Raw genomic sequence first — 25,204 nt, 5'->3', positions numbered from 1 at the left:
GGCGGTAGAGTTCTCGGGTCATGACTGATGCCCAATACCCCTTTACTCCGGAGGAGCTGCAGGCCTGCCTGCGCGTCCTCGACGCCGTCCACGTGCTGCCAGACGACGACGAACGCTTCGTCGCCGTGCGCCGCGCCACGGGCAAGATGTTCAAGGCCGTCAAGAAGCACCGCCGCACCACGGCCAGGCTCGAGGAACTCGAGGCGGACCGCATCACCATGCAGCGGACGGCGACCGGTGCCGCCGACCGGTTGGACGACGAGACCGAGGGCCTGGCGCTGGCATCGTCGGCCGAGGGAGCGACGGCGGGCGAGTACCGGCAGCCCCGCAAGTGCTACGTCTGCAAGCAGCCGTTCACGAAGGTGGATGCGTTCCACCACCTGTTGTGCCCGGACTGCGCGGCGGATGGACGGCATTGGCGCGAGGCCCGGGTGGACCTCACCGGGCGGACCGCGCTGTTGACGGGTGGGCGCGCCAAGATCGGCATGCACATCGCCCTTCGCCTGCTCCGCGACGGCGCGCACACGACCATCACCACCCGCTTCCCGCGCGACGCCGCCCGGCGGTTCGCCGCCCTGGAGGACAGCGGGGTCTGGCTGCACCGCTTGCGCATCGTGGGCATCGACCTGCGGGACCCCTCGCAGGTGGTGTCGCTCGCGGAGCGCATGGTGGCCGAGGGGCCCCTCGACATCCTCATCAACAACGCGGCGCAGACCGTCCGGCGGACCGGCAACGCCTACCGCCACCTGATCGATGCCGAGTCCGTGCCTCTGCCCGAGGCTCTGACGCCCGCGCGCGGCGGCCCCGAGGTCTGGGGCGCCGGCCACGCGCCCGAGGCCCACCCGCAGGCCCTCGCCGCGGCGTTCGACCTGGCGGCCGGGACGCTGGAGCCCGCCCGGCCGGTCGATCCGCAGCGACTCGCCGAGCTGGCCATGAAGGCCGGATCGGCCTCACTGGAGCGCATCGCCGCGGGAACCGCGATCGATGCGGGCGGTCTGGTCCCGGACCTGGTGAGCGAGAACAGCTGGACGCAGACCCTCGGCGAGGTAGAGGCCCTGGAGCTCCTAGAGGTCCAGCTCTGCAACGTGACCGCGCCGTTCCTGCTGGCCAGCCGGTTGCGCCCGGCGCTGGCCGCCGCGCAGGCTCGCCGCAAGTACGTGGTCAACGTCTCCGCCATGGAGGGACAGTTCTCCCGCCGGTACAAGGGAGCCGGCCATCCGCACACCAACATGGCCAAGGCATCTCTCAACATGCTCACGCGGACGTCCGCGGACGAGTTGTTCGAGACCGACGGCATCCTGATGACGGCCGTGGACACCGGCTGGATCACCGACGAACGCCCGCACGACTCCAAGATCCGCCACGCCGCCGAGGGCTGGCACGCGCCGCTGGACCTGATCGACGGCGCCGCCCGCGTGTACCAGCCCATCGTCGAGGGCGAGCGCGGGGTGGACCTCTACGGCTGCTTCATCAAGGACTACCGCCCCTCGTCCTGGTAGGCGCCGGCTAGGCCACGCGCGTCACCAGGACGCTCACCGTCAGCGTCGCATCGCCGCCGCCCGCCTGGATGCCCTGCAGCGGGCTGACATCGCGATAGTCCCTGCCGCGGGCGACGGAGACGTGCAGGTCTCCGGCGGGCTTGTGGTTGGTCGGGTCCCAGGAACGCCATTCGCCGTCCCACCATTCGATCCAGGCGTGCGACTGCCCGGCCACGGTCTCCCCCACCGCGGCGTCCGGGCGGGGATGGATGTATCCGGAGACGTAGCGCGCGGGGATACCGAGAGACCGGAGCGCACCGAGGGCAAGGTGGGCGAGGTCCTGGCACACGCCCCGCCGTTCCCGCCAGGCGTCCTCCGCGTTGAAGTGCACACCGGTGACGCCGGGCACATACTCCATGGTACCGCGGATCCAGGCGAGGACGGACACGGCGGCCTCATGCGGCGTCGGCAGCTGGCGCAGACCGGCCACGGCCTCGCGGACCTCGGGCCCCGGCTCGCTGAGCCTGGACTGGGGCAGCCAATCCGCGAAGTCGTCCATGGCCCGGCCATCCTCCAGCACGTCCCAACCAACCAGCGCGTCGGGCCCGGCGGGACGCTCGGTGCGGTGCACCTCGACGGTGGCTTCGGCATCGACCTGGAGGTGGTCGTGCGTGCCGGCCATGTCGAACGCGGTCACCCGCGTTCCCCAATAGTCGCGGTAGTTGTTCGTGACGGCCACGCCGGGCAGCACGGACACGTTGCTCTCGAGGACAACCTGCTGCGCGTCGGTCAGTGGCGACATCCGCGCCTCGTTGTAGGACAGCGTCACGCGGCCCGAGTAGTCGTACCGGGTCCGGTGGTGAATCTTGAGGCGGGTCATGAAATCTCTCCTACCCAGGCGGTGTCTGCTGCCCGCGAGAAGTACTTGCGGCTGATGGCATCCGAGGTTTGGGCACAGGCCTTCTGGACGCGTTCCATGTGCTCCGGGAGCTCGAGGAGCAGGTCCTCGGACTGGTGGAACTCAAGGAAGGATCGGGCCTGGCCAACGATTCGGCGGGCGTCGCTGTGGAATCCCACACGCTGGCTTGACGGGTCCAAGCGCTGCAGGCAGTCCTCGGCCTCGGTCAACGAGTAGACGATCGAGCGCGGAAAAAGCCGGTCCAGCAACAGGAACTCCGCCGCGTACTTCTCGCCAAAGGCGGCGCGCTGCGTCCGCAGGAAGGACTCGTAGGCCCCGGCGCACCTGAGCATGTTCACCCAGGACAGTCCCGACGCCTGCGTGTCCGCAGTCGAAAGCATCCGCGCCGTCATGTCGGCCTTCTCCAGAGAGCGGCCGAGCATCAGGAAGTTCCAGGACTCGTCCTTGCTCATGGTTGTGTCGGCAGAGCCGCGCACCATGGCGGTCCGTTCGAGGACCCAGTGGCAGAAGCGGAACGTGCCCACCACGTCCTTTCGGTGCTGGCCGAGCCCGTACCAGGTGGCGTTCAGTGTCTCCCATAGCGAGGACGACACGGTCTCGCGCGCGCGGCGGGCGTTCTCCCGCGCGGCGCCGAGCGCGCCGGCGATAGAGGCGGCGTTGTTTCTGTCGTAGGCCATGTGGTGCAGCAGGTCGGAAAGGTCGAAGTCCTCGCCGTCGGAGCGCACCCCCATCACAGCGAGGAGCTCCTGCGAGGCCGTGCGCTGTTCCGCGAGCGGCAACTGGTTCAGCCGTTCCAGATGGACGTCGAGGATGCGCGCGGTTCCGTCGGCTCGCTCGATGTAGCGTCCAATCCAGAACAGCGATTCTGCGATGCGGCTCAGCATGCTGGCCTCCCGTTCCCGGCCAGGGGGCCGTTTGCTCGCCGTTCCGCGCCGCGGTGGTTGTGCGCGGCCCGTGCGCCGGTGGCGCGGTGGATGGATGTCTGCGGGTTCAGGGTCACTGCTGCTGCTCCTGCTGCTCGCCGGGCTCGGCGTCCCGCTTGCCCACCTCGATCGGCCACACGTTCCTGCGCGGGCGCGCGGCGACAGTCTCCGGGGCCGCCGCCGGCCTGGCGGGCTGCGCCGACTCGTCCACAACCCACGTGTCCTTCGATCCGCCGCCCTGCGAGGAGTTCACGATCAGCGAGCCCTCCTTGAGCGCGACGCGCGTCAGGCCCCCGGGGAGGACCCACACGTCGTCGCCGTCGTTGACGGCGAAGGGCCGGAGGTCCACGTGGCGGGGACTGAAGCGGTCGCCGGACATGGTCGGCACGGTGGAGAGCTGAAGCACGGGCTGGGCGATCCACCCGCGCGGATCCTTCTGAACGCGGACGCGCAGGGCGTCCAACTCCTCGCGGCTCGCGTCCGGGCCGATGACCAGGCCCTTGCCGCCGGATCCGTCGACCGGTTTGACGACGAGTTCCTCGAGCCGGTCCAGGACCTCCTCCCGTGCCTCCGTTTCCTCCAGGCGGTACGTGTCCACGTTGGGGATGATCGGGTCCTCGTGGAGGTAGTAGCGGATCAGGTCCGGCACGTAGCTGTAGACGAGCTTGTCGTCCGCCACCCCGTTGCCCACGGCGTTGGCGATGGTGACGTTCCCGGCCCGGGCCGCGTTGACGATCCCTGGGCATCCCAGGACGGAGTCGGAGCGGAATTGCTGCGGATCCAGGAACTCGTCGTCGATGCGCTTGTAGATGACGTCCACTCGCTGCTCGCCCTCCGTGGTGCGCATGTAGACGCGGTTTCCGCGGCACACCAGGTCGCGGCCCTCGACCAGCTCCACGCCCATGAGCCCCGCGAGCAGCGTGTGCTCGAAGTACGCGCTGTTGAAGACGCCGGGAGTCAGGACAACGACGTTCGGGTCGTCGACTCCCCCGGGCGCCGTCTTGTGCAGGGCGGACAACAGTCGGCGGGGGTATTCGTCCACGCCGCGAATGTTTTGCTGGCCGAAGGCCTCCGGAAGTCCCTTCGCCATGGCGCGGCGGTTCTCCATCACGTAGGAGACGCCGGACGGGACGCGCACATTGTCCTCGAGGACGCGGAACGTGCCCTCCTGGTCCCTGACGACGTCGATCCCGGACACGTGGACGCGGACTCCGCCGGCCGGCCGGAAGCCGTGGACCTGGCGGTGGAAGTGCGCGCTGGACGTGACCAGCCGACGCGGGATCACGCCGTCGGCCACAACGTTCATCTTGTCGTACACGTCGTCGAGGAACGCCTCCAGCGCGCGCACGCGCTGCTTGACCCCGCGTTCGAGGATGTCCCAGTCGTCCCCGGAGATGACGCGCGGAACGATGTCCAACGGGAACGGCCGCTCCTCCCCCGCGAAGTCGAACGTGACACCGCGGTCGAGAAAGGTTCTGGCCATCGAGTCGGCGCGGGCTGCGACGTCGGACGGCGTGAGCCTGCCCAGCGCCGCCGAAACCTGTCCGTAGACATCGCGGACACCATGGTCGCGGCGGAACATCTCGTCGAACGCCGCGGAGCGGCCCTGGGCCAACGCGTAGTCCTCAAATAGATCTGACATAGGCTCAACCTTGTCATGCCGGGGGCACCAATCGCATCCAATGACGCCCGAATCCGATGTGGCGTTGCGCGGCCCGCCCGGCATCGCTTTCCCCGAGAAAGGTTTCCATGCGGCCGAACCTGCACCCGCCGGCGGCACACTTCCGCCCCTTGGCGTCCCTTGCGCCGGGCCTGCTGGCGGCCGCGGCCGCCGTGGCCGCGGCCTTCGGCGCCCACGCCGCGATGCCGGCCGTCCCGGCCCTGACCGCCTGCGTTGTGCTGGGCGCGGTGGCGTCCAACATGCCGCTGCCGCCCACCGCAACGGCCATGCGCGCCCGGCTGTTGCCGGGCATGGGTTTCGCCGCGCGGCGGCTGATGCGCGTGGGCATCGTGCTGTTGGGCCTGCAACTGGTGATTGCGGACGTCGCGGCCCTCGGCTGGCTCGGCATCGGCGCCATCGGGGGGGTTGTCGCGGTGGCCTTCGCGGGCACCTGGGCACTCGCGCGCCTGTTCCGCCTCCCGGGCGACGAACCCGTGCTGCTCGCTGCGGGCTTCTCCATCTGTGGGGCGAGCGCGATCGGTGCCATGGCCCAGGCGCGCGGCACGCAGCGCGACGCCGCGACCCCCGTGGCGCTCGTGACCCTGTGCGGCACCCTCGCCATCGCGGTGCTCCCCGCGCTCGCCCCCCTGTTTGGGCTCGCCCCGGTGGACTTCGGCTACTGGGTCGGCGCCTCCGTCCACGACGTGGGTCAGGTCGTGGCGACCGCCCAGACCGCCGGCACTGCGGCACTGGCCGCGGCCGTCGTCGTGAAGCTGGTGCGTGTGCTGGCCTTGGCGCCGGTCGCGCTGCTCGGATCCCTGGCGGCCCGGCGCTCGGGTGCCCACGCGGGGGGCGCGCGAACGCCGCTGGTGCCGCTCTTCGTGGCCGGATTCGCGGCCATGGTGGCCGTGCGCTCCACGGGCCTGCCTTCGGAGGATCTCCTCGAAGCTGCCCGGGTGGCGCAGGAGCTGTTGCTTGGCGCCGCCTTGGTGGGACTGGGCTACGCAATGGACCTGGTGGCGCTGTTCCGCAACGCGGGGCGTGCGACTGCGGTGGCACTGTCCGCCTGGGCCGTCGTCGCGGGGGCCGGTCTGGCCGCGGCCCACGTCCTGGCGGGCTGAGCGGACCGGCCGGGCCGAGTTCCGCGTTCGGCAAGAAACCTTGGCGCAACAGTGATCTAAAACACTCATTTCATGGTTGAATGGCCCGGTGGAAGAGCAGCCAGGCGTGCCATCGGGTCCCAGCAACCAGAACCTCGGGCGTGAGGAGGCCGCCGGGCGCGCCCGCACTGTCTCCGCGCGGGCGTACGACGTCGAGCTGGACGTGTCCGCGGCCCGCGACCAGTCCGTGGCCGGCTACCGCTCCCGCACGACGATCCGCTTCTCGGCCCGGCCGGGTTCGTCGACGTTTCTGGACTTCATCCACGGCGGCGTCGACTCCGTCGTCCTCAACGGGCGCGAACTCCTATTGAGCGACGCGGTGGTGGGATCCCGGATCCTGCTGGCGGCGTTGGAGGGGGAGAACACCGCCGTCGTCGACGGCACGGCGCTCTACAGCACCAGCGGCGAGGGCATGCACCGGTTCGTGGATCCCTCGGACGGCGAGACCTACCTCTACACGCAATACGAGCCGGCCGATGCCCGCCGTGTCTTCGCCAACTTCGAGCAGCCGGACCTCAAGGCGGAATTCACGTTCTCGGTCACCGCGCCCGCCCCGTGGCACGTGGCGTCGAACAGGGACGTCGCCGACCGCGTGGATCACGGGGACGGCAACGCCACATGGCGCTTCGCGCCCACCGAACGCATGTCCACCTACATCACCGCGGTGCTCGCCGGCCCCTACCACCATGTGACGGACCATTGGCGTGGCGAGCTCGCCGACGGCACCGTCCTGGATGTTCCGCTGGGTCTGGCCTGCCGGGCATCCCTGGCCCCGCACTTCGACGCCGACGCGCTGTTCTCGACCACCAAGCGAGGATTGGACTTCTTCCATGCCCTGTTCGACTACCCGTATCCGTGGGGGAAGTACGACCAGGCCTTTGTGCCCGAGTACAATCTCGGCGCCATGGAGAACCCCGGGCTGGTGACATTCACCGAGTCCTACGTCTTCACCTCGCGAGCCACCGACGCCCAATACGAGGGCCGAGACAACACGCTGATGCACGAGATGGCACACATGTGGTTCGGTGACCTCGTGACCATGCGCTGGTGGGACGACCTCTGGCTGAAGGAATCCTTCGCGGACTTCATGGGCTCGCTGGCGGTCGACGAGGCCACGGACCACAAGACGGCCTGGGTGACCTTCGCGAACCGCCGCAAGGCATGGGCCTACGTGCAGGACCAGCTTCCAACCACCCACCCGATCGTCGCGGACATCCCCGACCTGGAGGCCGCACGGCAGAACTTCGACGGGATCACCTACGCCAAGGGCGCCTCTGTGCTCAAGCAGCTGGTGGCCTACGTGGGCCGCGACGACTTCACGGCGGCCGTCCGGACATACTTTCGGCGGCACGCTTACGGGAACACAACCTTGCGGGACTTCCTGGGCGGCCTCGAAGAGGCCTCGGGGCGCGACATGCGCGCCTGGTCGGCGGCATGGCTGGAGACCGCCGGGGTTCCCGAGCTTGGCGTGAAGATCGAAACCGACTCCGGTGGCATCGTCACATCCGCCCGTCTCGCGCAGCGGTGCACGGACCCGGCCACGGGCCTGCGGGTGGTCCGTCCCCACGTGATGCGGCTCGGAGTGTTCGAGCTTGTCGACGGCGCGCTGACGCGCCGGGGCCGGTTCGACATCGACGTGGAGGGCGACGACACTGCGCTTCCGGATCTTGTGGGGCGCCCCCGTCCCGCGCTGGTGCTTCCCAACGATGCCGACCTCACCTATGCCAAGGTCGGGTTCGACGACCATTCCCTGGCGACCCTGCTCGCCTCGCTGGACACCCTGGGCGAGCCCCTTGCGCGCGCCACGGCGTGGGCGTCGCTCTGGAACATGGTGCGCGATGCCTCCCTGCCGGCGCCCGTCTTCCTCGACGCCGTCCGGCGCATGGCCGACTCCGTGGACGAGGTCGGTGTCCTCCAGTTGCTGTTGGACCAGACCGGCGCCGCGTTGGCGCTGTATTCGCCCCCCGATGCGCGGACCAGGGAGCACACGCCGACGATCGACCGCGTCCTCGAACTCCTGCTGGCGGCCGAGCCCGGATCGGACAGGCAGCTTGCCTATGCGCGGGGGCTCGCCGCGCTGGCCCGCGACGGCGGGGCGGACGCGGCCGTCGCCGGGCTGTTGGACGGATCCCTCGAGGTCGCGGGGCTGGCCGTGGACGAGGAGCTGCGGTGGGCGCTGCTGCAGGCGGGGGCCGCGCGCGGCCGGATCGACGCCGCGACTCTGGAGAGTGAACTGGCGGCGGTCCCGACCGCCGTCGCATCCGTGGGTCACGCCCTGGCCGTGGCCGCGCGGCCGGTCCCGGCCGTAAAGCGCGTGGCGTGGGACGCGGCACTCGCCGGAACGGCCCCGGACGGGCGTCCGCTCTCCAACGACGCGCTCACCGCCACGGTCCAGGGCTTCCGGTTGGGCTCCCACGGCTTGCTGGACGGTTTCTATGACGAATACTGGCCGGCGCTGACGGGCGTCTGGTCGGCCATGAGCATCGGGCAGGCGACGCGCGTGGTTCAGGGCCTGTTCCCCCTGCACCAGGACCTGGGCGCCGAGGGGCCGGACGCGCACCCCGTGCTGCTGGCCGCCGACAGCTGGCTGGACACAAACGCCGACGCACCGCGCGCCCTGCGGCGAATCGTGCTGGAACAGCGCGACCACTTGGCCAGGTCCCTGCGGGCGCAGGCCTTGACTGCCGCCCCGAGGCAAACCTCGGAGTAGGCCCGGGCCAAGCGTCGACCATCGGACGCGCGGAGCCTATTCTGGCCGTGGCGGGCATGCCTTGCCCCCCACTTGGAGCCAGGAGGCCGGGATGCAGAAGCTACGCGTACACAATTTCTGCATCTCCCTCGACGGCTATGCGGCCGGCCCCGACCAACGCGTCGACCAGCCCCTGGGCCGCGGTGGCGAAAGACTGCACGATTGGCTCTTCAGGTCAGCAGCGGACGGCGAGCTCCACGCCGTGGACCAGGCCTACCGCGCGGCCGGTGACGAGGGCATCGGCGCAACCATCATGGGGCGGAACATGTTCGGCCCCGTTCGTGGGCCTTGGCCGGACAACTCGTGGCGCGGCTGGTGGGGCGAGCAACCGCCCTTCGGACATCCGGTGTTTGTGCTCACCCACCACTTCCGCCCGTCCCTGGAGATGCGCGGGGGCACCGCCTTCCACTTTCTTGACGTGGATGCCGCCGAGGCGGTGGAGATCGCCTTCGATGCGGCGAACGGCAAGGACGTCCGGTTGGGCGGGGGCGCGGCCACCGTGCGCCGCTTCCTGCTGGACGGGCTCGTCGACGAACTCCACCTGGTGGTGGTCCCCCTCCTGCTCGGAGCCGGAGAGCGCTTGTTCGAACATGGCGCCGGGGCGGATTATGTGGTGGACAGGCCTGTCGAGGGCGAATCCGGCGTGCTGCACGTTCGCCTGACCGCTCCGGGGTTCGACGACGAGGCCGCGCCGGACGACTAGGGTGGGCGGCGCGTTCCACGGGTTCCGAACGCACCGTGGACTCCACAAAAAGTGCGGTTCCCTCGATGGCCTAAGTATTCACAATCCACCGCGGCGGGAGCATTCTGCTGGTGTCTTCGAATCCGCCCCCCTGTTTGACTGCGCGTGTTGTCGGCAACAGGGCCACGCCGCCCCTGGAGGGGGCCCGCAAGCAACGCAGAGAGATCGAGAGATGAGGAGCCGTGTGATGCCAGAATCCGGCGAAACCGTCCATGGTTCGCCCGACGGCGCGCGTCTGCCGCCCGTCCACTCCAAACACCCGAAACCCCTCCGGGCGACAACCGCGGAAGCCGCGTAGCGGCGGGATCCGACCGATCGTCCCGGCCGGCCCCCAAGGGCCGAGCTCATGGCACGAGACCGAGGGACACCATGCCCATTATCAAAGATCCGCACCTGTTCAACGAGCAGAGCCTGTTCGTGGATCTGGAGGGCGTGCTGGGTCGCCGCCTGTACCTGAAGATCGAGGGCTTCAACTTCGCCGGCTCGATCAAGCTCAAGCCGGCCAGGGAAATGGTCGAGCGCGCCGAGCGGGAGGGCCTGATCGGCCCCGGCTCCGTGCTTGTGGAATCCTCCTCCGGGAACCTCGGCGTCGCGCTGAGCATGATCGCCGCCAGCAAGGGCTACCGCTTCGTGTGCGTGATCGACCCCCGCTGCAACCCCGCGACCCGCCAACTGATGGAGTCCCTCGGCGCGCAGGTGGACCTGGTCACCGAGCCGGACCCCGTCGACGGCTTCCTCGGCGCCCGGCTCAACCACGTCCGGGACCTGTGCGGGTCCGACAAGCGGTACGTCTGGCTCAACCAGTACGCCAACCCCGGCAACTGGGGGGCGCACTACCGCTGGACCGCCCCGGAGATCGCCAACCAGTTCCCGGACCTGGACGTGCTGTTCGTGGGCGCCGGGACCACGGGCACCCTCATGGGGTGCGCCCGGTACTTCCGCGAGCACCGGCCCGGCGTCCGGATCGTCGCCGTCGACGCCGCCGGCTCGGTCACGTTCGGCGGGCAGCCCGGCACCCGCCTGATCCCGGGCCTGGGCATGGGCATGCGCCCGCCCCAGCTCGACGAGTCCTTCATCGACGACGTCGTGATGGTCGAGGAGCTGGACACGGTGCGCGCCTGCCACCGCCTGGCCGCGCGCGGATTCCTGTTCGGCGGCTCCACCGGGACCGTGGTCCACGGCGCCATGACCTGGCTCGCGGACCACCACGCGCAGGACCTCACCGCGGTGGCCATCTCTCCGGACCTGGGCCGCCCGTACCTGGACACCATCTACCAGCCCGACTGGGTACTCGACAACTTCGGGGCCGACGCGCTCGCCAGCGACGACGCGCCCGCCGCGCCCGGCCGAGCAACCACGCAGCGGCAGAGCCACGGAATGCGCCGGTAGAGCCGGCGGCCGCTTCCGTGGCGACTTCCCCACCAAGGAGTATCTCGCAGTGAAAAAGCTCGTCGACACCGTGTCGACGCCCCCAGACCCCTCGCGAAGCAACCCACCATCCGCACCGACAACCGGGAGGCCCGGCACGGACATCCCGCTCGAGCGCCGGCTGGCGGACGTTCTCGCCGCGGTGGTGAAGAAGGACGACGTCCCGGTGGACGCCCACTTCTTCCATGAACTGGGTGCGGACTCGTTGGTGATGGCGCAGTTCTGCGCCCGGGTGCGCAAGCAGCAGGACCTGCCGGCCGTGTCCATAAAGGACGTCTACCAGCACCCGACGATCGCGGCCCTGGCCGCGGCCCTGGCGCCCGCTGAGCAGGTGTCCCTTCAGGCACGGCTGGCCGAGGTGCTGGCCGGTGTGCTCGGCATCGCTCAGGTCCCGGCGGACGCCCACTTTTTCGACGACCTCGGTGCGGACTCGCTGGTGATGGCGCAGTTCTGCGCGCGGGTGCGCAAGCAGCCGGACCTGCCGACCGTGTCCATGAAGGACATCTACGGCAACCCGACCCTCGCCGGCCTCGCCGCTTCGCTGCAGGGCTCCGCGGAGCCGGACCGGCCACAGGGCCCCTCGCCCACTCTGGCGTCCGTGCCGGAAACGCCGGCTCCCATGGATGCGCGGACGTGGGAATACGTCCTCTGCGGCGCCCTGCAGGTCCTCGTCTACGTCGGCTACTGCCTGCTCGCGGGCGTGGTCGCTGTAGTGGGGTACTACTGGATGTTCCCCGACGCGGGGCCGGGCAACCACCACTGGCTGGCCCACGGGACGAGCTTCTGGGAGCTATACCTGCGTTCGGTCGCCTTCGCCGCGGCCACGTTCGTGCTGATGTGCATCCTTCCGGTGGCCGGGAAGTGGCTCATCATCGGGCGCTTCCGGCCCCGGGAGATCCGCATCTGGAGCCTGGACTACTTCCGCTTCTGGCTGGTCAGGACCCTGATGCGGACCTCGCCCCTCGCGCTGATGACGGGATCCCCCCTGACGACCTTCTACCTGCGCGCCATGGGCGCGACGGTGGGCCGCAACGTGACGATCCTGACCAAGCGCCTCCCGGTCTGCACCGACCTGCTCACCATCGGGGAGGGGACGGTCATCCGCAAGGACGTGGTCGCCAACGGCTACCGCGCCCACGGCGGCGTCCTGCAACTCGGGCCCGTGACGCTGGGCCGGGACGTGATCATCGGCGAGGGCAGCGTCCTGGACATCAACGCGGAGATGGGTGACGGCTCGCAGTTGGCCCACCGGTCCACGCTCTACACGGGACAGGCCGTCCCCGGGGGCGAGCGCTGGCACGGCTCGCCGGGCCGGCGCACGGATGTGGACTTCGGCACGATCGACCCCATGCCGTACCGGCCATGGCGCCGCGGAGTCTTTGCCATGTCCCAGCTCTTTGCGACGCTGGGCCTGGGCCGCATCATGCTGGGGCTGGTGATCACGCTGGCCGTCCTGGCCTACCCGCCCGTGGCGGCCCTCCTGGAGGCGCAGCCGTTGGCGTTCGCGAACTGGACGTTCTACGCCGACGCCGTCGCCCTCGCCGGGCTGGGCGTCCTCGGCGGATCGGTGGTGGCGCTGGCCGTTATGTCAACCCTGCCGCGGCTGCTCCAACGAGCCCTGGAGCCCGACACGGTGTATCCGCTGTTCGGGCTGCGGCACGCGGCCGAGCGGGCGGTGGAACGGCTGACCAACAGCCGCTTCTTTGGATCGCTGTTCGGCGACAGCTCGTACGTGGTGAACTACGTGCGGTCGATCGGCTACAAACAGCCGCAACTCCAGCAGACCGGCTCGAACTTCGGCACGGAGTTCAAGCACGACAACCCGTACCTGTCGACAGTGGGCACCGGCACGATGATCGCCGACGGGGTGTCGTTTATGAACACCGACTACTCGGCGACGTCGTTCAAGGTCAGCCCGGCCGAGGTCGGCGCCCACAGCTTCCTGGGCAACTTCGTCCTCTACCCGGCCGGAGCCAGGACCGGGGACAACTGCCTGCTCGCGACCAAGGTGATGGTCCCCGTCGACGGGCCGGTGCGCCACGACGTCGGCCTGCTCGGATCGCCGCCGTTCGAGATCCCCCGCTCGGTCCTGCGAGACGCCTTGCCGGACGAGCATGCCGGCCGGGCCCGGTTCCGGCGGGACCTCGCGGCCAAGAACCGGCACAACCTGCGCACCATGGCCCTAGTGCTGCTGGTCCGGTGGTTCGACGCGTCTTTGGCCATGCTCGCGCTATTCGCCGCCCTCGAACTGTCCGACCGACTCGGCTTCCTGGCCCTCAGCGCGTCGTTTGCCGTGATACTCCTCGTTGGCGTGCTGGTCTCAGTCTTCATCGAGCACCTGGTGAGGGGGTTCCGGCGGCTGCAACCCCAGCTGTGCTCCATCTACTATCCGTACTTCTGGTGGCACGAGCGGTACTGGAAGCTGCAGATCCAGAGCCGACGCATGAACCTCCTCAACGGGACCCCGTTCAAGACACTGGTCTGGCGCCTGCTGGGCGTGCGGATCGGGACCCGCGTCTTCGACGACGGCTGCTCGATCCCCGAACGGACCCTGGTGACGATCGGCTCCCGCTCAACGCTCAACACGGGCACCCATATACAGTGCCATTCCCAAGAGGACGGCGTCTTCAAGTCGGACCGCGACGTTGTCGGCGACAACGTGACGCTCGGCGTCGCGGCCCTTGTGCACTACGGCGTCACCGTCGAGGACGGCGTCGTCGTCGCCGCCGACTCCTTCGTGATGAAGGGCGAGACCCTCACCCGGGGCTGCCTGTGGGGCGGCAACCCGGCCTCCGAGGCCCGTACCACCACGGCGTCCCCCGCGGCCATGGCAAGCCCGGCACCATAAGCGCCCCCGCTCGGCAAACTACGGCACCCTATGCAGCCACTCCGCTGTCCGGAATTTTTGGTCCGCGAGGCGCTCGGCCGCGGCGAGCGATTCATCGCCGATCGTTCCCTGGCGGGCGCCGTAGCGGCGCGAGAAGGTGTCCATCATTGTCCTGACGATGTCCCTGCGGCTCTTGCCGGTCTGCCGCTTGAGCGGGTCGACTCGCTTCTTGGCGCTGGTGGTCCCCTTGTCCGACAACTTCTCCCGTCCGATCCTCAGCACCTCGGTCATCTTGTCCGCGTTGATGTCGTAGGACATGGTCACGTGGTGGAGCATCGCTCCCCCGGCGAGCCGCTTCTGCGCGGCGCCGCCGATCTTGCCCTGAGGTGTGGCTATGTCGTTGAGCGGCTTGTAGAACGCCTCCACCCCAAGGCCGGAGAGCGCCTCCATCACCCAGGCGTCGAGGAACGGATAGGAATCGGCGAAGGACAGGCCGTCGACGAGCGACACCGGAAGGTATAGGGAGTACGTGATGCAGTTTCCCGCCTCCATGAACATGGCGCCGCCGCCGCTGATTCGCCGGACGATGGTCACGCCGTGGCGCCTGGCGCCGCCGGGATCCACCTCGTTGCGCACCGACTGGAAGCTGCCGATGACCACGGCGGGCTCGTTCCACTCCCACAGCCGGAGGGTGGGAGGACGCCTGCCGTCCGCAACCTCCCGGGTCAACACCTCGTCGAGGGCAACCTGCACGGCGATGGGCAGCGCCACCGGTGGGATGACTTCCCATGCGTGGTCCGCCCAGGTGGTGGCGTGGCCCAGCGCGCGCCGGACGGCGATCGCGACCGACTCGGGATCGAACCCGAACATCACGGTGTCCGCATCGACGGCGTTGGCGACTGCGTCGCGCATGGCCCCGTGCGGGGTGGACACCGGGAGGCCCACCAGCGCCGCGTTGATGCCGTCCAGGGCCTCGTCGGGCTCCAGGAAAAAATCGCCGTTGATGTTGGCGGCGCTGATGCGAGGCTCCCCGCCCTCGGCGCGCGTCTCCACGTCGGCCACCACCAGCTTCCCGCCCGGGACCTTGTACTCGCCGTGGTGCGACGTTCCCTCCGAGTGGCCGGCCGCCTGTCGCCCGGTCTCGGGGTGGCGGGGCTCGGGGGCTGGGAAGGAGTCGTTGGGCATGTGAATCATCCTAGCCAGCGGCCGGGCTCGGCGGGGACAGCTTAACGACAAAGGGACCCCCGAAGGGATCCCTTTGCGGCATGGGCCGTAAGGCTACTTCTTGCCGAAGTTCTTGAAGCGTGCGTTGAAGCGCTCCACGCGTCCGGCGGAGTCCATGATGCGCTGCTTGCCCGTGTAGAACGGGTGCGAGGCGGCGGAGATTTCGACGTCGATGACCGGGTAGGTGTTGCCGTCTTCCCACTCGATGGTCTTCTTGGACGTGGCGGTGGACCGGGTGAGGAACTTCTCGCCGGAGGCCAGATCGTTGAACACGATCGGCGCGTACTGCGGGTGTGTATCAGCCTTCATGCGTAAACCTTTGTTCGAGCCACTGGATTTTGCCAGCGGCCATTCGGGATAAGACGCTCCGTTCGACACGGAACCGACTTTCAACTATAGCCCACGAGGACGCCTCGTCCCAAGTCGCGCCGGGGTGCGCCCGGCGTGTACGTCAGCGGGCGCGGAGCTCCCAGAACGCGACGGCGGAGGCCGCGGCGACGTTGAGGGAGTCGACGCCGGGCCGCATCGGGATCATGACGGTCCTGGAGGAGGATTCCAACGCCGCGCCGGAGACTCCGGCACCTTCCGTGCCAAGCACCAGCGCCAGCCGGTCGATGTTCTCCGCCGCGACGGCGTCGATGCTCGAGGCGTCCTCCGCCAGCTCCAGCGCCGCGATCGTGAAGCCCTCGCCGCGAAGAAGGTCCAAGCCGCCCGGCCAGGACTCGAGCCGCGCCCATGGGACTTGGAAGACCGCGCCCATGCTCACGCGGATCGACCGCCTGTACAGCGGGTCGGCGCACCGCGGCGTGACCAGGACCGCGTCGATGCCGAGCGCCGCCGCGGACCTGAAGATGGCGCCGAGGTTCGTGTGGTCCACGATGTCCTCGAGGACGGCGATGCGGCGGGCGGACGCCAACAGTTCCCCCACCGGCCGCGGTGCCGGGCGGTTCATTGCCGCCAGCGCCCCACGGTGCAGGTGGAAGCCGGTGATCTCCTCGAGAACGCCGGGGACTCCGACGAATGCGGGCACGGACGGGTGTTCGGCGAGCACGTCCGACAACCCGTCGAGCCACTTCGGCGCGAGGAAGAAGGACCGCGGCTCGTGCCCGGCGGCGAGGGCGCGGCGGAGGACTTTCGAGCTTTCGGCGATGTAGAGACCGCGCTGCGGATCCGTGCGCTGGCGCAGCGCCGCGTCGCTCAGGCTGACGTAGTCGGCCACCCGGGGGTCGCTGTACGATTCCAGCTCGATGATGGGCATCAGGCGTTGATCAGCTTCGAGACCATGGTCGCCAGGGCCACCACGCCGAGCACCACGATGACTCCGCGGAGCCAGAACGGCGACAGCCGGCGCCCGATCCGCGCTCCAATGAGCCCGCCGACGAGCGAACCCACCGCGATAAGCAGGACCACGAGCCAGTTGATGCGCCCGAACGCGAAGAGCAGGTAGGAGCAGGCGGCAATGAGGTTCACGGCCAGGGACAGGATCACCTTGATGGCGTTGGACTGCTGGAGGGAGCCGTGGAAGAAGATGCCGAGGACACCCATCAACAGGATGCCCTGCGCGGCGGTGAAGTAGCCGCCGTACACCCCGATGAGGAAAACGAGGACGTAGAGGACGGGTGGGAGCCGCAACCGGTCGGCCTCCTCGGGAGCAACGTGTTCCATGTCCTGTCGGCGCTTGGACCAGGCCGAGAGTCGCGGCTGGAAGATCACCAGCAGCACGGCGACCAGGATCAGCACCGGCGCCAAGTACCCGAAGACCTCTTCGGGCAGGTGGAGCAGCAGGAAGGCGCCCGCCAGGCCGCCCAGCAGGGACACCGGCAGAAGTTTCAGCAGGGTGCGCGGCACGCTGGCCGCCTCGCGGCGGTACCCCCACGCCCCCGAGAAGCCGCCGGCGACCAGGCCCATGGCGTTGGAGATGATGGCGTTGACGGGGGCGTAGCCCAGTGCCACAAGCACCGGGAAGGTCACCAGGGATCCGGATCCGACGATGGTGTTGATGGTGCCGGCCCAGAGGCCGGCCACGACGATGAGCGCCTCGCGCCAAAACTCCACGGAAACGGCGCGGCTAGCCGCGGGGGCGTGCCACGGCGGTGTAGCGCCCGCCCTGGGACGCCACCTTGAGCGGCAGGTCGAAGGCGGCGCCGAGGTTTTCCTCGGTCAGCGTCTCTTCGATGGGTCCGGCCGCGACGACCGCCCCTTCGCGCAGCAGCAGCGCATGGGTGAAGCCCGGCGGCACTTCCTCGAGGTGGTGGGTCACCAGGACGATCGCGGGGGCGTCCTCGTCCGCCGCGAGCTCGGCCAGCCGCGCGACCAGGTCCTCGCGGCCGGCGAGGTCAAGGCCCGCGCCCGGCTCGTCGAGGATCAGGAGCTCCGGATCGGTCATCAGCGCGCGGGCGATCTGGACGCGCTTCCGCTCGCCCTCGCTCAGGGACGCGAAGGGCCGGTTGATCATGGTGGACATGCCCCAGTCGTGGAGCAGGGAGAACGCCCGGCGCTCGTCGACCTGTTCGTACTCCTCCCGCCAACGGCCGGTTGTTCCGTAGGAGGCGGTGACCACCACGTTGAGCACGGTCTCGTTTTCCGGGATGTGGCTGGCCAGCGCTGCCGAGGATAGCCCGATGCGCGGTCGCAGCTCGAAGACGTCGACGGCCCCGAGGACCTCGCCCAGGACTCCGGCAAGCCCGGAGCTGGGGTGCATGCGGGTCGCCGCAATCTGCATCAACGTGGTCTTTCCCGCGCCGTTCGGCCCAAGAACCACCCACCGCTCGCCGTCCTTGACCTGCCAGTCGACGTCCTTCAACAGCCTCTTGCGCCCGCGGACCACGTTGACGCCGGCGAAACCCAGCACTTCACTCATGGGGAAAACACTAGGCCAGTGGCCGTCGAAACAACCAAACGTGGGGCCCGAGGCGAACCGATTCCCCGTGTCACGATTAGCGTCGACAGCCCCGGAGGCGGGAGAATCATAGTATGCAAAGAACCGCCTTCGTAGTCCACTATGCCCCCAGCAACCGCGGCGTCGTCCCGAACGGCCGCGACGGGGTGGAGCCCGAAGGCCTCGCCGCGGCGATCGAGGGCGCGGGATTCACGATCTCCAGCCACGAGCCGTTCTCCGGCGCCGGCGCCAGCGGCGCTCGGCTGGGCGTCGACGGGGACGACGTCGAGGCGTTGCGCGCGGCCGTGGCCGCGGCGGCCGCCGGGTTCCCGGCCGGAACGGGCGCCGCCGTCGTTCCCGCAGCGCTGGCCACGGCGCCCCGCCTGCTGCTGGTGATGGACGTCGACTCCACGCTGATCCAGCAGGAGGTCATCGAATTGCTGGCCGCCCACGCCGGCTGCGAGGAGGAGGTGACGGCGGTGACGGAGGCCGCCATGCGCGGGGACATCGATTTCGCCCAGAGCCTTCACGCCCGGGTGGCCACACTCGAGGGGCTGGACGCCGGCGTCATCGAGGCCGTGCACGCCGCCGTCGTCCTCTCCCCCGGTGCCCGCGAGCTCGTCGAGGCGTTCCACGCGGCCGGCCATGCCGTCGGCGTCGTCTCCGGCGGCTTCATCCAGATCCTGGCACCGATCGCCGAGGACCTGCGCCTGGACTTCGCCATGGCCAACGACCTCGGCGTGGAGGACGGGCTGCTGACCGGCACCGTCCGCGGCAGCGTGGTCGACACGGCGGCCAAGGAGGCGCGGCTGCGAGAATGGGCGGCGTCGCTGGGCATACCCCTGGAACACACCATCGCGGTCGGCGACGGCGCCAACGACCTGGACATGGTCCTGGCCGCGGGACTGGGCGTCGCCTACAACGCCAAGCCCGCACTGAGGGACCATGCGGGGGCGGCCATCGATTTCCCGCGCCTCGACGTGGTGCGGCACTTCGCCGGCATCTGATCCACAACGATCCCGCAACGCCCGGCGCCGGGCGCAGGGCGGCGCCGTGGCGCCCCGGCCACGGGGGCTACCCTAGACGGGTGGCTTGTGCCGGGCAGGCCACCAACGTGGATGGAGCGGGATGACCCAGTGGTAAAGGCGCGCAGCAACAACGGCCGGGGTCCGCGCAAGGGCCTGATCATCGGCGGCACCGCGGCGCTCCTTATGGCCGGCGCGTACGCAAGCGGCGCGTGGCTCGTGGGCGGTCAGATCCCCTCGGGGACAACGGTGCACGGGGTGGACATCGGCGGACTCGACGCCGAGCGGGCCGCGCTCACGCTCCAGGAGGAGTTGGCGCCCGTCGCCGCCCGCGACCTGGCCCTCACCGCGGGTGGCCGGACGGCGCGGCTGGATCCGGCGGCCGCGGGGTTGACGCTCGACGTGCCCGCCACGCTGGAGGGCCAGACGGGGTACACGCTGAACCCGACCGTGCTGTGGCACCGGCTCGCCGGCGGCGAGGCCGTCGACCCGGTGCTGGAAACCGACGAGGAGAAGCTACGCGGCGCGATCGAGTCCGCCGCGAAGAAGCTCGACGGCGAGCCGGTCGAGGGCAAGATCGCCTTTAAGGACGCCAAGCCCGTGGTGACCGAGCCGGCCGCCGGTTCCGTCCTGCAGGTCGACGAGGCCGTGGACACTGTCGCCGACTCCTGGTTCGGAGCGAGTGATCCGATCGAACTGCCGGCCGAGGTCGCCGAACCGCAGACACCGGCGTCGGCCTTCGCGGCGGCGCTCAAGGACCAGGCGGAGCCGCTCGTCGCCGGGCCGGTCATCGTCAAGGCGGGCAACCTGAGGGCCAACCTGTCCCCCGCCGCGCTGGCCGGGGCCGCGACGTTCACCGCGGAAGCCGGGAAGGTCACCATGTCCCTGGACAACGGCGCGTTGGCCGACGCTCTGCTCCAGGCCAACCCGAACATGGCCTCCACCGCCAAGGACGCGCGGATCGTGCTGTCCAACGGACGCCCCACCGTGGTGCCCGCGGTCCAGGGGCGCGGCGTCGACACGTCGGGCCTGGCCGCCAAGGTCCTCGCCGCGGCGACCACCGACAGCCGCACGGCCAGCGTGAAGCTGGCGGTGACGGAACCGGAGCTCACCACGGCAGAGGCCAAGGCGCTGGGGGTCAAGGACACGCTGGTGGACTTCTCCACGCCCTATCCCGCCTACGACGCGGTGCGCACCAAGAACCTGTACGCCGGCACGGAACGGCTGAACGGCGTCGTGGTCCTGCCCGGCGAGACGTTCTCCCTGGCCAAGGCGCTCGGGCCGATCACCACCGCGAACGGCTACTACAAGTCCGGCGTCGTGGTGGACGGATTCTCCTCGGAGGCCGTCGGCGGCGGCCTGTCCCAGATCTCCACGCAATTGTTCAACGCGGGCTTCCTGGCGGGCATGGACGACGTCGAGCACCAGCCACACAGCCGCTGGTTCGACCGCTACCCGGCGGGCCGCGAGGCCACCCTCTGGGAGGGTGTCATCGACATGAAGTGGCGCAACAACACCGACCACGCCGTGATGATCCAGGCCTGGGTCGACAACCGCGTGCACACGCGCCTGTGGGGCACAAAGAAGTACGACGTCAAGACCACGACGTCGGACCACTACAACCTGAAGAACCCGACGACTGAGTACAACACCGCGGACGACTGCGTGGCGGAGTCCGGCGGCCAGAAGGGTTTCACGGTCAACGTGACCCGGGAGCGCAGCTCGGCGACCGAGACGCTGCCCAAGGAAACCTTGACCTGGACCTACCGACCCTGGAACAAGGTGGTCTGCGGCGCCAAACCGTAGGGCGGCGGCACAAAAACGCCCGGCCGCCGGAGGGCCCCTTGGGGGCTCGCCGGCGGCCGGGCTTTTCGCTGCCCCGCGGGGCAGAATCTACTTCTTCAGGAAGTCCCCCGCGCCGCCGACCAATTCGGTGTGGCCGGTTTCGACGTCGGCCGTGGCCATGCGCGCCACTTCGGCGCCGAACTCCTCGACGCTGTAGAGCTTGCCGGCCGCCTCGCGCCGCGCCTCGATCGCGCCGGGCTCGGCACGGTCCAACAGGGTCGCGGTGATCGTTCCCTCGATCATGTCACCTGAGACGACCACCAGCGAGATGCCCTTCTCCGCCAGTGCGGGAATGCGCTCGCGGAGAGCCACCTCGCCGGCGCGCTTGGACCGGGCCACCGGCTCGTAGGCGTCCATCGTGGCCACGTCGTCGATGAAGTGCGCCTGGTGGCTGGTCACGAACACCACGCGCGATCCGGCCGGCATGGCCTCCACCGCGGTCTCGAGCATGTTGACCTGGGCGTCGCGGTTGAGGCGCAGGGCATAGTCCTCACCCATGCCGGTTTCCATGCCGCCGGAGGCGTTGAGCACCAGCACGTCCAGGCTGCCAAAGTTTTCGACGGCCGCGTCCACTAAGGCACGGGCGCCCTCCGGAGTCGTCAGGTCGGCGCCGACGGCCACGGCGCGGCCCCCCGCGTCGACTATTCCCTGGACCACCTTGTTGGCGCGCGGCGCCTTCTGGCGGAAGTTGATCACAACGCCCGCGCCCTGCGCGGCCAGGGTCTTGGCAACCTCAGCGCCGATGCCCCGCGAGGATCCGGTAACGATGGCCGACTTGCCGGTGAGATCTGACATCAAACACTCCTAGGGGAATGCGGGCTCCGCCCGCGGTTGTGGGGATGCTTCAAACGTGCCCGTACTGAGGGGGGCGCCTACGACCATCTTGCCAGCATGGCCGCCGGGCATGGTTGTAGGAAACCTCCAAGGATAGGTGTGCACAATTCCCGGAGCCCAGCCGGGGCAAGTCCTAACGCGGGATACCGCCGGCTTCTGGCGTACACCCAGGTTCAGCGACATCATCGGGACGGCACGAGATGCAATGCCTGGTGCTTCCAGCGGGCGCCGCCCAAAACGCCGATAACGGAGCGTGCGAAGTTGGAACGCCAGTGGCCCCCCGCCGGCCCCGGCGATGGGCGACTGGTTCCTCGCGGCTAGTTCAGGCTTGCGGTGGCAAGGCGGATGGACATGACGAAGTTCGCAACGGGTCCGATGAAGCTCAGGACGATCGGGGCCCCCGAACCGCGTGAACAGGACGGAGGCCCACAGGATCAGCGCGGGCGATCCCCATTGCACCACCAGCATGCCATCAAGGTCCTAGACGACGAGGGCCATGCCCAAGACCGCAAACCGCCGCCAGACGGGCCATCGTCCTCGTCGCGCCGCGCCTCACAACTGCCAGGATGCCGCGCGGCGGCGCGAGCGGACCCCGTACCCGGCCGCCAGTGCGACGAAGGACGCCAACATCAGCAAACCCGCGGTCAGCCGCACCCAAGGCGCCAGTCCCCAGAGATCGGCCGCCGGATCCAGCAGACCGAACACGCCACTGATGACCATAAAACCGCCTCCGAAGCCCAGGAGACCGGCGAGGACCGCCACGACGAGGAGTTCCCTCCCGCGCGAGCGGGGCGCGAACTCATCCGCGTACCTGGCCGGTGGACCGAACGTGTCGTATGGGTCCTCCCCCGACTCAACCACGTGGCTCTCGACTTCACCGACAATGCGGGCGACCGCCCGCTCGGGCACGTCGCGGGACTCGAGCGCCTCCGCGAGCTCGGTCGTGTACTCCTCGTTCGGTCCCCCGGTCATGGCGTGCCTTCCTTCCCGTTGATGATGGCCGTGGTGGCCGTAGTGAACGCTTCCCAGTCCAGTCTGAGCGCATCCAGCCTCCGCCGACCAGCGGGCGTGATGGCGTAGTACCGGCGGCCCGGGCCGCTTGGCCCTTCGCGCCACGTCGCCTCGACGTCGCCGTCCTGCTCCAGGCGCGCAAGCAGCGGGTACAGCGTCCCGCCCTTCACCACCCCCAGACCGCCGTCGGCCAGCCGCTGGGCAACGAGGTATCCGTACGTCTCACCTTCCCCGATGAGCGAGAGGACGGAGCCGGTCAGTGCGCTCCGCAGCCATTCGGCCGGCCAGCTGGGATTCTCCATGGCTAGATCGTAGCGCGATCTACTCAGATGAACAACCTAGTGTGGCTCACCCGCGATCGGAGCCGCTGGCTGAGTTCTTGGGACCGAACCATCATGTCCGGCGGGATGCGTACGCGTGCATAGAATGGGTCGCCCACACTTTCCCAAGCGGGCGCGGCGAGTGGGTCGCCACACCGATCGCGTTTTACTCGCCTCCAGCCTTGGGCCGCCGCAAAGATGCGCGGCAAGCGTGCCCTTCCAGTTTGGTTTCAGAGAAGGGCGTCTTCTTCATCCGGCATCAAGATGGACTCGAAGGGTTGGGCGAAGAGACGGGCGATGCGGAAGGCCAGGGGCAGGGCGGGGTCGTAGCGGCCGGTCTCCAGCGCGTTGACGGTCTGCCGCGAAACGCCGAGCTGGTCGGCCAGCGCCCCCTTGGGTCCAGCCGCGCCCCCTCGCGAAGTGACCTGAGGTGGTTGTTCATCGCCGTCCCATGAAGGCGCCGACGGCGATCCAGCCGAGCATCCCAGCACCGTAGATGATCCAGCCCGTCCCCGTCAGGCCGAGTCCGGCGATCTACAGGAAAGCGAGGATTATGGAGGCGATCATTGCGACGGCGAACCCTCCGACCAGGCCCTGCGGCAGCAGGAGCCGTTGGTGAGTATTGCGAGGAGGACTACGGGCCTGACTGGCCCGTAGTGGAGGAATTACGCGGTGGCCACTTCCGCACATTCGAACCCGGCGGGGGTAGCGAGGTCAACTTCGAAGTCGTGACTGTCACGGGTGCCGAGCGGGACCAGTTATGGGCGGTCCTTGAGCACGGGCGCGAGCCACACGCGCGGGGATAGGCGTCATACGCTGCGGCGACCGCGCACAGGCAGCGTCTGGTCAAACGTCTCGCTGAGACGCGCATTGGGCGTCGTGGAGTTGAGATCTGCAATTCACAGCGATAAATGGCGGTGCTTTCGCAGTGCTACGTGGCCAGCCGTTGTACGGCAACCCGTGGAATGATCTGGTCCATGACGTCACTGGAGATCCGCGTTCAGCCATGGGTAACCCTCGCCGGCGGCCCGGACATGCCTGCTTGGGTCACCCGAAGAGTGGAGTCCCGCGTGGAATTCGTCCTCGACGGCCGCACAGTCTCCGATCTCGGAGGGGCCGACGACCACCCCGAAACCGTCACGGTGTTCAATCTGGACGACAAGAGACTTGCCGCCGATGTCCTCATGGGGCGTGCCCCGCTAACGGACTGGTTCCCGCCCACTGGCAGGCTGCCTCTGCTGGTTTGCCCCTGTGGTGATCCCGGGGAAGGAACGCTCACCGTCAGGCTTTCTCTCACGAAGGACACCGTGACCTGGGACCAATGGGCCTGGGAACATGATTCCTTCCCGATCGAACGGCTCTCCCTCCCCGAGTGCCGGTTCCGTCTCGACGAGTACTCCGCAGCGGTCGCGGAGGCTGGCCGGCAGTCCGCGCTGATCGAGGGCAAACCCACCAGCATCATCCGCGTGGCGAACCAAGGCGACGGCATCACACGGTGGCTCGACAGGCGAGTGCGCGGCGAGCTGGCCCGGCAAGTGGAATGGCTCGACATTGACGTGGTCCACCCAGGCGTCCGGGAGAGAAGCACCGAACTGGAACAGCTGCTGGCGGCGATGGCCCTGATGCGAGACGAACTGGCCGGAGCGAAGATGAACCGTCGCTTCGTGCCCGCGGGCGCGCAGTCGCGGCGCGTGATTACCGCGGCTTCTGGGATCGTCGAGTCACCTGAAGCCTTCCGACTTCCCGAGCAGACGCTGAGCGCAGTGCAATGGCTGCGGGATTACCTGTCGGCCGCGGACCAGCGCCCAAGGGCCCAGAAGGAAGGCGTGTATTTCGATGACGTGGACCCAAAACAGGTCCACGCGCTCGCCCCGGGTCAGTTTGCGATTCTTTCCGCCTACTTCGGGGCCTCGGAGGACAACACGCCGAAGTCGCTCATGGAGGATATCCGGCGGCGCTGTTCAGACCTCGGAATGACCCACGAGCACCTGGCCGGGACGCACGTGTGGCAAGGATTTTTGGACGAACCGACACGCCAGCTGGTCTGGTTTGTCCAGCAGGGACTCCACATCTGCGAGGTCTCCGAAGACTGACCCACAGCGCATTCCCGTTCTGCCTCAATAAACAACAGGTCTTGAGGCACTACTCTCTTGCAGAGGATGCACACGTGAAACCGCAACG

General features: G+C 69.0%; 21 protein-coding genes. 9 read left to right on the top strand and 12 right to left on the bottom strand.

Annotated elements, in window-relative coordinates:
- The first annotated feature begins 20 nt into the window (after positions 1-20).
- Positions 21-1,499 carry an SDR family NAD(P)-dependent oxidoreductase gene (locus AC3ZJJ_RS05820; RefSeq protein WP_489894422.1) on the top strand — a complete coding sequence of 493 codons (1,479 nt, stop codon included), beginning with the start codon at positions 21-23 and terminating at the stop codon, positions 1,497-1,499.
- A gap of 7 nt (positions 1,500-1,506) precedes the next feature.
- On the opposite strand, the gene AC3ZJJ_RS05815 is transcribed toward AC3ZJJ_RS05820, so the two are convergent.
- The 3 genes from AC3ZJJ_RS05815 to AC3ZJJ_RS05805 form a co-directional block, all read right to left on the bottom strand.
- Positions 1,507-2,358, bottom strand: coding sequence for a transglutaminase family protein (locus tag AC3ZJJ_RS05815; RefSeq protein WP_489894420.1), 852 nt, complete (start codon positions 2,356-2,358; stop codon positions 1,507-1,509).
- A complete protein-coding gene (locus AC3ZJJ_RS05810; RefSeq protein ID WP_489894418.1) occupies positions 2,355-3,281 on the bottom strand; it encodes an alpha-E domain-containing protein in 927 nt (308 codons plus the stop codon). Before AC3ZJJ_RS05810 ends, AC3ZJJ_RS05815 begins: the two co-directional genes overlap by 4 nt.
- A gap of 112 nt (positions 3,282-3,393) precedes the next feature.
- On the bottom strand, positions 3,394-4,962 hold the full coding sequence (locus tag AC3ZJJ_RS05805) for a circularly permuted type 2 ATP-grasp protein (RefSeq protein ID WP_489894416.1): 1,569 nt from the start codon (positions 4,960-4,962) through the stop codon (positions 3,394-3,396).
- Positions 4,963-5,069: 107 nt separating this feature from the next.
- Here AC3ZJJ_RS05805 and AC3ZJJ_RS05800 point away from each other — a divergent pair, with 107 nt between their 5' ends.
- The 5 genes from AC3ZJJ_RS05800 to AC3ZJJ_RS05780 all read left to right on the top strand — a co-directional run bounded on the left by AC3ZJJ_RS05800 (position 5,070) and on the right by AC3ZJJ_RS05780 (position 13,907).
- Positions 5,070-6,101: a YeiH family protein gene (locus AC3ZJJ_RS05800; protein ID WP_489894414.1), complete on the top strand. Its 1,032-nt coding sequence runs from the start codon at positions 5,070-5,072 to the stop codon at positions 6,099-6,101.
- A gap of 88 nt (positions 6,102-6,189) precedes the next feature.
- Positions 6,190-8,850, top strand: a complete 2,661-nt coding sequence (gene pepN / locus AC3ZJJ_RS05795; protein ID WP_489894412.1) for an aminopeptidase N — start codon at positions 6,190-6,192, stop codon at positions 8,848-8,850.
- Positions 8,851-8,941: 91 nt separating this feature from the next.
- Positions 8,942-9,592, top strand: a complete 651-nt coding sequence (locus AC3ZJJ_RS05790) for a dihydrofolate reductase family protein (protein WP_489894410.1) — start codon at positions 8,942-8,944, stop codon at positions 9,590-9,592.
- A gap of 408 nt (positions 9,593-10,000) precedes the next feature.
- Positions 10,001-11,020 (top strand): 2,3-diaminopropionate biosynthesis protein SbnA, encoded by a 1,020-nt coding sequence (sbnA, locus tag AC3ZJJ_RS05785; protein ID WP_489894408.1) that lies wholly within the window; start codon positions 10,001-10,003, stop codon positions 11,018-11,020.
- Positions 11,021-11,069: 49 nt separating this feature from the next.
- A complete protein-coding gene (locus AC3ZJJ_RS05780) occupies positions 11,070-13,907 on the top strand; it encodes a Pls/PosA family non-ribosomal peptide synthetase (protein ID WP_489894406.1) in 2,838 nt (945 codons plus the stop codon).
- An 18-nt stretch (positions 13,908-13,925) separates the two neighbouring features.
- Here AC3ZJJ_RS05780 and lplAB read toward each other — a convergent pair whose 3' ends face one another.
- The 5 genes from lplAB to AC3ZJJ_RS05755 form a co-directional block, all read right to left on the bottom strand.
- Positions 13,926-15,071, bottom strand: coding sequence for a lipoate-protein ligase LplAB (gene lplAB, locus AC3ZJJ_RS05775; RefSeq protein ID WP_489894404.1), 1,146 nt, complete (start codon positions 15,069-15,071; stop codon positions 13,926-13,928).
- 93 nt (positions 15,072-15,164) lie between these two features.
- Entirely contained in the window at positions 15,165-15,419 is a 255-nt protein-coding gene (locus tag AC3ZJJ_RS05770; RefSeq protein WP_489894402.1) for a type B 50S ribosomal protein L31, read from the bottom strand.
- A 142-nt stretch (positions 15,420-15,561) separates the two neighbouring features.
- Positions 15,562-16,368 (bottom strand): TrmH family RNA methyltransferase, encoded by an 807-nt coding sequence (locus tag AC3ZJJ_RS05765; RefSeq protein ID WP_489894400.1) that lies wholly within the window; start codon positions 16,366-16,368, stop codon positions 15,562-15,564.
- On the bottom strand, positions 16,368-17,165 hold the full coding sequence (locus tag AC3ZJJ_RS05760; RefSeq protein WP_489894398.1) for a sulfite exporter TauE/SafE family protein: 798 nt from the start codon (positions 17,163-17,165) through the stop codon (positions 16,368-16,370). Before AC3ZJJ_RS05760 ends, AC3ZJJ_RS05765 begins: the two co-directional genes overlap by 1 nt.
- Positions 17,166-17,178: 13 nt before the next feature.
- Positions 17,179-17,970 carry an ABC transporter ATP-binding protein gene (locus tag AC3ZJJ_RS05755; protein WP_489894396.1) on the bottom strand — a complete coding sequence of 264 codons (792 nt, stop codon included), beginning with the start codon at positions 17,968-17,970 and terminating at the stop codon, positions 17,179-17,181.
- A 113-nt stretch (positions 17,971-18,083) separates the two neighbouring features.
- On the opposite strand from AC3ZJJ_RS05755, the gene serB reads away from it, so the two are divergent.
- Positions 18,084-18,995, top strand: a complete 912-nt coding sequence (serB, locus tag AC3ZJJ_RS05750; RefSeq protein WP_489894394.1) for a phosphoserine phosphatase SerB — start codon at positions 18,084-18,086, stop codon at positions 18,993-18,995.
- 129 nt (positions 18,996-19,124) lie between these two features.
- Positions 19,125-20,819 (top strand): VanW family protein, encoded by a 1,695-nt coding sequence (locus tag AC3ZJJ_RS05745; protein WP_489894392.1) that lies wholly within the window; start codon positions 19,125-19,127, stop codon positions 20,817-20,819.
- 87 nt (positions 20,820-20,906) lie between these two features.
- On the opposite strand, the gene AC3ZJJ_RS05740 is transcribed toward AC3ZJJ_RS05745, so the two are convergent.
- The 4 genes from AC3ZJJ_RS05740 to AC3ZJJ_RS05725 form a co-directional block, all read right to left on the bottom strand.
- Positions 20,907-21,653 (bottom strand): SDR family oxidoreductase, encoded by a 747-nt coding sequence (locus AC3ZJJ_RS05740; protein WP_489894390.1) that lies wholly within the window; start codon positions 21,651-21,653, stop codon positions 20,907-20,909.
- A 591-nt stretch (positions 21,654-22,244) separates the two neighbouring features.
- A complete protein-coding gene (locus AC3ZJJ_RS05735) occupies positions 22,245-22,664 on the bottom strand; it encodes a hypothetical protein (RefSeq protein WP_489894388.1) in 420 nt (139 codons plus the stop codon).
- A complete protein-coding gene (locus AC3ZJJ_RS05730) occupies positions 22,661-23,005 on the bottom strand; it encodes a PadR family transcriptional regulator (protein ID WP_489894386.1) in 345 nt (114 codons plus the stop codon). Before AC3ZJJ_RS05730 ends, AC3ZJJ_RS05735 begins: the two co-directional genes overlap by 4 nt.
- A 248-nt stretch (positions 23,006-23,253) precedes the next feature.
- Positions 23,254-23,514 (bottom strand): helix-turn-helix transcriptional regulator, encoded by a 261-nt coding sequence (locus AC3ZJJ_RS05725; protein WP_489894384.1) that lies wholly within the window; start codon positions 23,512-23,514, stop codon positions 23,254-23,256.
- A gap of 579 nt (positions 23,515-24,093) precedes the next feature.
- Between AC3ZJJ_RS05725 and AC3ZJJ_RS05720 the strand changes: the two genes are divergently transcribed.
- A complete protein-coding gene (locus AC3ZJJ_RS05720; RefSeq protein ID WP_489894382.1) occupies positions 24,094-25,116 on the top strand; it encodes a hypothetical protein in 1,023 nt (340 codons plus the stop codon).
- Positions 25,117-25,204 lie beyond the last annotated feature (88 nt).

It is taken from the genome of Arthrobacter sp. AOP29-A2-19 (assembly GCF_058138025.1).
This window is presented reverse-complemented; position numbering and strand designations above follow the sequence as displayed.